The 7,649-nt window shown below is 40.3% G+C and carries 7 protein-coding genes; all 7 read right to left on the minus strand.

Annotated elements, in window-relative coordinates; genetic code table 11:
* Genes mraY through mraZ form a run of 7 tightly spaced genes read right to left on the minus strand, consistent with a single transcriptional unit; the run spans position 1 to position 7,465 of the window.
* Positions 1-1,083, minus strand: coding sequence for a phospho-N-acetylmuramoyl-pentapeptide-transferase (gene mraY, locus M983_RS04600; RefSeq protein ID WP_066747731.1), 1,083 nt, complete (start codon positions 1,081-1,083; stop codon positions 1-3).
* Complete coding sequence (gene murF, locus M983_RS04605; protein ID WP_066747733.1) at positions 1,077-2,459, minus strand: UDP-N-acetylmuramoyl-tripeptide--D-alanyl-D-alanine ligase; 1,383 nt, start codon at positions 2,457-2,459, stop codon at positions 1,077-1,079. Before murF ends, mraY begins: the two co-directional genes overlap by 7 nt.
* On the minus strand, positions 2,456-3,943 hold the full coding sequence (gene murE, locus M983_RS04610; RefSeq protein ID WP_066747737.1) for a UDP-N-acetylmuramoyl-L-alanyl-D-glutamate--2,6-diaminopimelate ligase: 1,488 nt from the start codon (positions 3,941-3,943) through the stop codon (positions 2,456-2,458). The genes murF and murE overlap by 4 nt, the downstream gene beginning before the upstream one ends.
* Positions 3,930-5,726, minus strand: a complete 1,797-nt coding sequence (gene ftsI / locus M983_RS04615; protein ID WP_066747740.1) for a peptidoglycan glycosyltransferase FtsI — start codon at positions 5,724-5,726, stop codon at positions 3,930-3,932. Before ftsI ends, murE begins: the two co-directional genes overlap by 14 nt.
* An 11-nt stretch (positions 5,727-5,737) precedes the next feature.
* On the minus strand, positions 5,738-6,055 hold the full coding sequence (gene ftsL, locus M983_RS04620) for a cell division protein FtsL (RefSeq protein ID WP_066747743.1): 318 nt from the start codon (positions 6,053-6,055) through the stop codon (positions 5,738-5,740).
* Positions 6,056-7,003: a 16S rRNA (cytosine(1402)-N(4))-methyltransferase RsmH gene (gene rsmH / locus M983_RS04625; RefSeq protein ID WP_066747745.1), complete on the minus strand. Its 948-nt coding sequence runs from the start codon at positions 7,001-7,003 to the stop codon at positions 6,056-6,058.
* Between the two features lie 3 nt (positions 7,004-7,006).
* Positions 7,007-7,465: a division/cell wall cluster transcriptional repressor MraZ gene (gene mraZ, locus M983_RS04630; protein WP_066747748.1), complete on the minus strand. Its 459-nt coding sequence runs from the start codon at positions 7,463-7,465 to the stop codon at positions 7,007-7,009.
* Positions 7,466-7,649 lie beyond the last annotated feature (184 nt).

Consider the following 7,649-nt stretch of genomic DNA (forward strand, 5'->3'; position numbering starts at 1 on the left):
TTAACGTACCTTCAGTGTTGCCAAACCAATAAGAACTAACATTAACGAAATAATCCAAAAACGCACAATAACACGTGGTTCTGGCCATCCTTTCAGTTCATAGTGATGATGTATTGGTGCCATGCGGAAAATACGCTGACCACGTAGCTTAAAGGAACCGACTTGCAAGATAACGGAAAGTGTTTCAACCACAAAAACACCGCCCATAATGACGAGTAAGAATTCTTGGCGTAATAACACTGCGATAGTTCCTAATGCACCACCTAAAGCCAGTGAACCCACATCCCCCATGAAAACTTGGGCAGGATAAGTATTAAACCAAAGGAAACCTAATCCAGCCCCTACAATGGCTGTACATACAATAACTAACTCACCTGCATGCATTAAATAAGGAATTTTTAAATAACTAGCAAAATTCACATTACCGGTAGCCCAAGCAACAAGTGCAAAACCAGCTGCAACAAATACTGTCGGCATAATGGCTAAACCATCCAAACCATCAGTTAAGTTAACCGCGTTACTTGTACCAACAATAACAAAATAAGCTAATAAAATATAAAGCATACCTAGCTGGGGCATGACATCTTTAAAGAAGGGAACTACAAGCTGTGTTGCAGGAGTATCATGACCAATAGCATACATACTAAATGCAACCACCAGTGCTAAAACAGATTGCCAGAAATATTTCCAACGAGCGATTAAACCACGCGTATCTTTACGTACCACTTTACGGTAATCATCGACAAAACCAATAACACCATAACCAATTAATACTAGCAGTACACACCATACATATGGATTATCTAGTCTCGCCCATAATAGTGTTGATACTGAAATGGAAAATAAAATCATGATACCGCCCATTGTCGGCGTACCACGTTTACTAAAGTGTGATTCAGGCCCTTCATTACGAACAACTTGACCAATTTGCATTTTTTGTAGCCAAGCAATAAGACGAGGCCCCATCCATAATGCAATCACTAATGCCGTCAATAAACCAACAATCGCCCTGAATGTCAGATAAGAAAAAACATTAAAAAATGTGTGATATTTTACCAAATATTCGGCTAGCCAAACTAACATTCAAAGCACTCCTTCAATGCGTTCACGATATCCTCCATTGCGGAGCTTCGAGAACCTTTTACTAAAATTGAAACAACATCATGCTGCTGTAATAAAGGGATTAATTTTGCAAGTAAATCGGCTTTAAACGTGAAATGCTGACCACCTTGACTTTCTTGGCTAATAAACTGGCTGTAATTTCCTACAGTCAATACGCTATCAATACCTGCCTTATCGGCAACAATACCAACCTCGCGGTGACATTTTTCTGAGTCTTTACCTAGCTCAGCCATGTCGCCTGCAACAAATATTTTGAAGCCAGGTAGTTGTGATAACACTTGTAAGCCCGCAATCATCGAACCATCATTGGCATTATAAGTATCATCTAGCACTATTTTTCCTGCTGTTAATTCAACAGGATATAAACGTCCAGGTACAGCTTTTAATGTCGACAAACCAAGCTTTATATCTTCAAGTGTTGCACCTACTGATAATGCCAATGCGCTAGCAGCTAGTGCATTGGCGATATTATGACGACCTGGTAATGGTAATGTGACTTCCACAGCACCTTCAGGCGTGTGTAAGGTAAAATCAGTCGTCAGTTGATTAACAACAATGTTAGTAGGATAAAAATCGGCGTTATCTTGTTCAGATAATGAAAAGCCCCACTGAGTTTGGCGTTCAGTAAGATGCTGTTTCCATTGTGGGATGTCATGACTTTCAAGATTAAAAATTGCAGTACCCTGCTCTTTTAATCCAGTAAAAATTTCGCCTTTCGCTTTAGCAATACCTGCAAGTGAGCCAAAACCTTCAATATGTGCAGAAAAGAGATTATTTACTAATGCACTATCTGGTTTTACCATATCAACGGTATAAGCAATTTCACCAATATGATTAGCACCTAGCTCAATAACAGCAAAGCGATACTCTGGGGTTAAACGAAATAGCGTTAAAGGAACCCCAATATCGTTATTTAAATTACCGTGGGTATATAAGGTTTCACCACAATGACGCAAAATAGATGCTGTCATTTCTTTTACAGAGGTTTTACCCGAAGAGCCTGTTAATGCCACAACTTTGGCTTGGCTTAATGAACGTAGATGCTGAGCTATTGCCCCCATCGCAAGACGAGTATCTTTAACAATCACTTGAGGACAATCGACATCAACTTTGTGATTAACAAGAACCGCAATTGCACCTTTATCTTTAACATCAGCAATAAAATCATGAGCATCAAATCGCTCACCTGATAACGCGATAAAAAGACCGCTTTCATCAATCTTACGGCTATCTGTTGATATAGATTGAATAATTAACTGGTGGGCTTGTTCATGCCCAATATTATTCAGCGCGCCTTGAGTGACTTGTGCAATCGTTTCTAATGATAGAGGTATCATGCAAGTACCCCCAATAAACGAGCAACAGTTAATCTATCTGAATAATCTAAACGACGGGAACCCACTAATTGATAATCTTCATGCCCTTTACCTGCCACTAGGATCATGTCATTGGCATCTGCTTGCATAATGACGTTAGTGACAGCCTCTGCACGACCTTCAATGGCAAGAGCACGACCAGGGTCCATTAAACCAGAAAGAATATCTTGGATTATTGCTTTAGGCTCTTCACTGCGAGGGTTATCATCAGTAATAACTACCTTATCAGCGAATTCTTCAGCGACTGCACCCATTAATGGACGCTTTCCCTTATCTCTATCACCACCGCAGCCAAACACGCACCAAAGTTTACCAGTACAATGTAAGCGAGCTGCTTGAAGCGCTTTTTCCAACGCATCAGGTGTATGTGCATAATCGACAATCACTGTTGGTCGATTATCAGCACTAAAGACTTCCATTCTGCCACAAACTGGCGTCAAGGCAGATGCTGCTTTGATTACATCATGTAATGGATATTCTAAAGCAAGTAATGTCGCTAACGCACACAGTACATTGCTGACATTGAAAGCACCCATTAATGGGCTTTCAAACTCACCATCACCCCAACTTGAGCTAAAGCGAATAGTCGCGCCTGAATCATGGTAATTAATAGAAGTTGCTTTGACATAACGCCCTTGCCATTGTTCTGGCAAATTATTATCCATGGTTACAGCAACAGCATCAGGTAAACGAGATAACCATTTTTGACCTACAGCATCATCAGCATTAATGATTTTTTCGCCACTATGATGAGTAGAGAAAAGTAACCATTTTGCTTCTTCGTAATTAGCCATATCACCATGGTAATCAAGATGATCACGGCTTAAATTAGTAAAAACGCTAGCAACAAAAGGTAATGCACTTACACGCCCCTGAACTAACCCATGAGAAGAAACTTCCATTGCGGTTAATGTAGCGCCTTTATGAAGAAGCTGTTGAAGCTCTAATTGAATATCAACGGCTGATCCTGTGGTATTGGCAACAGGTACAACATGACCTAATAAACCATTACCTACAGTGCCCATTACCGCACTTGTTTCACCTAATTTTTGTGCCCACTGCGCTAACAATTGTGTTGTCGTTGTTTTGCCGTTAGTGCCAGTAACACCAATTAGTTTCAATTTTTCAGCAGGTTGATGATAAAAAATACCCGCTAATTTTGATAATTCTTGGTTTAAGTTCTCAATATAAATCACAGGTATTGAGTGACTTTCACGAATTTCGCCTTGTGAAGCAACGCCAGTTGCTTCTGCCAGTACCGCAGAAACACCTTGTGCTATTGCTTGAGGAATATAGCGTCTACCATCTGTTTCATGGCCTTTAATCGCGATAAAAAGATCACCTCTTGATGCTTTTCTACTATCAAGAGTCATATCTTTAAGTACCACTGACGGTGCTTGTATCCCTAGTGCCCCTAATAGGCCACTTAAATTAGGATCTGCCACTTGTATCCTCTTTTTTATTTGTTACAAATTCATTTTTATCGTCTGGCGTTAAGGCATCGGGTTCTACATTCATTGTTCGTAAAACAGCGCCCATAATCGCACCAAACACCGGTGCAGATACAGCACCCCCATAGTATTTACCTGCTTTAGGCTCATTAATGATGACAACCAAAGCAAATCGAGGGCGACTAGCAGGTGCAACACCTGCTGCATAAGAGATATATTTATTGACATACTTCCCATCAGGTCCGACTTTTTTAGCGGTACCTGTTTTTAAAGCAATACGATAACCTTTTATCGCTGCTCTAACACCACCACCACCAGGTAATGCGACGCTTTCCATCATATGAACAACTGTCTTCATAACAGATTCAGGAAAAACGCGAGTACCAGGCACAGGTGGATCAACTTTAGTAATGGAAAGAGGTCGATATATGCCAAAACTACCAATTGTTGCATAGACACGCGCTAACTGTAATGGTGTTATCATTAGCCCATATCCGAATGAGAAGGTGGCCCTTTCAAGATCGGACCACCGTTGTTTTTTTATTGGAAATATGCCACTACTTTCGCCAACCAGCCCCAAGTTAGTTGGCTTCCCTAGCCCGAAACGTGAATAAACATCCACTAATTCGGACGCAGGCATCGCTAACGCTAGACGTGAAACGCCAACGTTACTCGACTTCTGTAATATTCCTGTTATCGAAAGTTCGTGATAAAGCGCAACATCTTTAATTTGATGTCCGCTAATTCGATAAGGAACGGTATTAATTACACTATTTTCTTGCACAATGTGATTGTTCAGTGCACTCATCACAACCATCGGTTTTACCGTAGACCCCGGTTCAAAGATATCCGTGATAGCGCGATTTCGCATAGCGTCTTGAGGAGTACCCGCCAAATTATTCGGGTTATAAGAAGGACTGTTAGCCATTGCTAACACTTCCCCTGTGTTTACATCAACAAGCACCGCAGTACCAGATTCGGCTTTATTATCAATCACCGCATTCGTTAATTCACGATATACAACAGACTGTAAGCGCTCATCAATACTTAGCATTAAGTTATGAGCAGCTTGGCTATCAGTTTGTGCAATATTTTCAATTACACGATTAAAGCCGTCTTTACGTACAATTCGCTCACCAGGAGCACCTGTTAGCCACTGGTTAAAACTTTTTTCAACACCTTCAATGCCATCACCATCAATATTAGTTACGCCAATAATATGAGCTGTCACTTCACCTGCAGGATAGTAACGTTTTGATTCTTGGCGCATATTGATACCAGTAATTTTTAATTTACTGATATAGTCACTAATTTCAGGGTTTACTTGACGAGCAAGGTAGAGAAAACGAGAAGAAGGCGTAGATGTGATTTTTTGCGAGATTTGATTAACAGGAAGCTTTAAAGCATCAGCAAGAGCAAGCCAACGAGAATCTGTCATTTCAGGATTTGCTTCTAAAACAACTTTAGGATCAGCCCAAATAGCATAAACAGGTACGCTAACAGCAAGAGGACGCCCCATTCTATCGCTTATCATGCCACGTGCTGTAGGTACTTTTTGTACACGTAATGAGCGCATATCCCCTTCACGAATAAGAGGATCTGGGTTAATAATTTGTAGATAGGCAACACGAATTAATAGCGCAACTAAAGCGATACCAATACCAGAGCAAAGCAACGCAAAACGCCAACTCACAAAACCAGTTTTTTCCTCTGGTTTACGGGGTTTGGCATTTGATCTTGTCTTCGCTTTCGCTTTCGCTGAACGTGAAAATTTCATACTTGCCTTAATTATTTAGTCACTACAATATTTTCTTCGGCAGGGTCAACATGGATCATGCCTAATTTTTCGCTTGAAAACCGCTCAACACGGCTATGATCAGCCAAAGCATTCTCTTCAAGAATAAGGTTACGCCACTCGATATCGAGTACATTCTTTTCTAAAACTAACCGCTCTTTTTCTGCGGTTAGCAAACGTGTTTTATGCGCTGTCGTCACGACATATACCGCAGAGATAATTACAGCAATTAATAAAAAAACTGGGAACTTGCCATGACGTAGTAAATCCTGCCAAATTACCCCGGGTAATGAGTGTCGTTCTGTAGACATTTATTCCTCAATACGCTCTGCTACACGTAAAACTGAGCTTCTTGCTCGCGGATTTTCTTCAACTTCAACACCTGTTGGCTTCATTTTATGAATACTCAATAAACTAGCACTTCCTAACTCTTTAATTTGATCTTGAGTTAATGGGATCCCCTTAGGAACAACAGGCCCTTTGCTTTCATCACGAATAAAACGTTTAACCAGTCTGTCTTCTAAAGAGTGAAAACTAATAACAGATAAACGCCCTTTTGGTGCCAGAACAGCCACAGCTCCTTTCAATGCTTTTGCTATCTCATCTAATTCACTATTGATATAGATACGAATAGCCTGGAAACTCCGTGTTGCAGGGTGTTTATGGCGCTCTTTAACTGGGCTAGCCTCACTGATTAAATCAGCCAACTGTTTTGTACGTGTGAGTGGTTCTTCTGTTTTATTTCTAGCAACAATGGCTCTTGCAATACGCTTAGCAAAACGTTCTTCACCAAATGTTTTTAAAACCCAAGTGATGTCATCTTCTTCAGCATTCATCAACCATTGTGCTGCTGATTGACCTGATGTTGGGTCCATTCTCATATCGAGAGGTCCATCACGCATAAATGAAAAACCACGTTCAGGATCATCAAGTTGAGGTGATGAAACACCTAAATCCAACAATACTCCATCAATTTTTCCAACTAACCCTAACTCCGTGATGTAAGCTTCAATTTCAGAGAAAGGACCATGAATAATAGAAAATCGAGCGTCATTAATTTCTTTAGCAACTGCAATAGCTTGTGGATCTCTATCAATCGCTATTAAGCGACCTTGTTCACCTAATTGCGATAAAATCAGACGAGAATGACCACCACGGCCAAAAGTCCCATCAATATAGATACCTGAAGGTTTGATATTCAGGCCATTTACTGCTTCATCTAGCAATACGCTAGTATGTTTAAAATTATTTGTTGTCATTATTTAAAGTGATAAATCCAATAGTCGTGTCGATAACGGTTCCTGTGAGGTTTGCTCTGCCAAAATGTCTTCTTGGATCTGTTGATACCAGACCTGTTCATCCCACAATTCAAATTTATTGAATTGACCGACTAACATGACCTCTTTGGTTAGCCCCGCATGTTGCCTTAGCGTGCTAGCTAACAAAAGACGTCCTGCACTATCCATTTGGCACTCGCTTGCGTGACCTAATAGCAAGCGCTGTACTCGTCGTTCAGCAGGATTCATTGATGATAATGCAGCAAGCTTTAACTCTATTTTTTCCCATTCTGGTAGTGTATATAGCAATAAGCAAGGCTGGTTCAGATCAATGGTACAGACCATCTGACCTTCAGAGATATCACTCAATGTTGTTCGATAACGAGAAGGTACTGTGATTCGTCCTTTGCTATCGAGATTAACGAGTGTTGCTCCACGAAACATGCCCATTATCCTCAGCTTTATAATTTACACCACATTATCCCACAAATCCCCACTAATAGAGTTTACGGATGGTATGAAAACCTTGTCAAGCCTGATGTATGGAGCTTTATTTATATTTACAGTAAATTGTTATTCCAGTCTGAATGTTTAAAATATCCACAAAAAAAGATAAAAAATATTAACA

Source organism: Proteus myxofaciens ATCC 19692 (assembly GCF_001654855.1).
GTDB classification, from domain to species: Bacteria; Pseudomonadota; Gammaproteobacteria; order Enterobacterales; family Enterobacteriaceae; genus Proteus; species Proteus myxofaciens.

What these genes read in the sequence shown, in the direction of transcription:
- mraZ (WP_066747748.1), bottom strand. Translation starts at nt 7,465, where the DNA reads ATGTTTCGTGGAGCAACACTCGTTAATCTCGATAGCAAAGGACGAATC.
- ftsI (WP_066747740.1), bottom strand. Translation starts at nt 5,726, where the DNA reads ATGAAATTTTCACGTTCAGCGAAAGCGAAAGCGAAGACAAGATCAAAT.
- rsmH (WP_066747745.1), bottom strand. Translation starts at nt 7,003, where the DNA reads ATGACAACAAATAATTTTAAACATACTAGCGTATTGCTAGATGAAGCA.
- mraY (WP_066747731.1), bottom strand. Translation starts at nt 1,083, where the DNA reads ATGTTAGTTTGGCTAGCCGAATATTTGGTAAAATATCACACATTTTTT.
- ftsL (WP_066747743.1), bottom strand. Translation starts at nt 6,055, where the DNA reads ATGTCTACAGAACGACACTCATTACCCGGGGTAATTTGGCAGGATTTA.
- murF (WP_066747733.1), bottom strand. Translation starts at nt 2,459, where the DNA reads ATGATACCTCTATCATTAGAAACGATTGCACAAGTCACTCAAGGCGCG.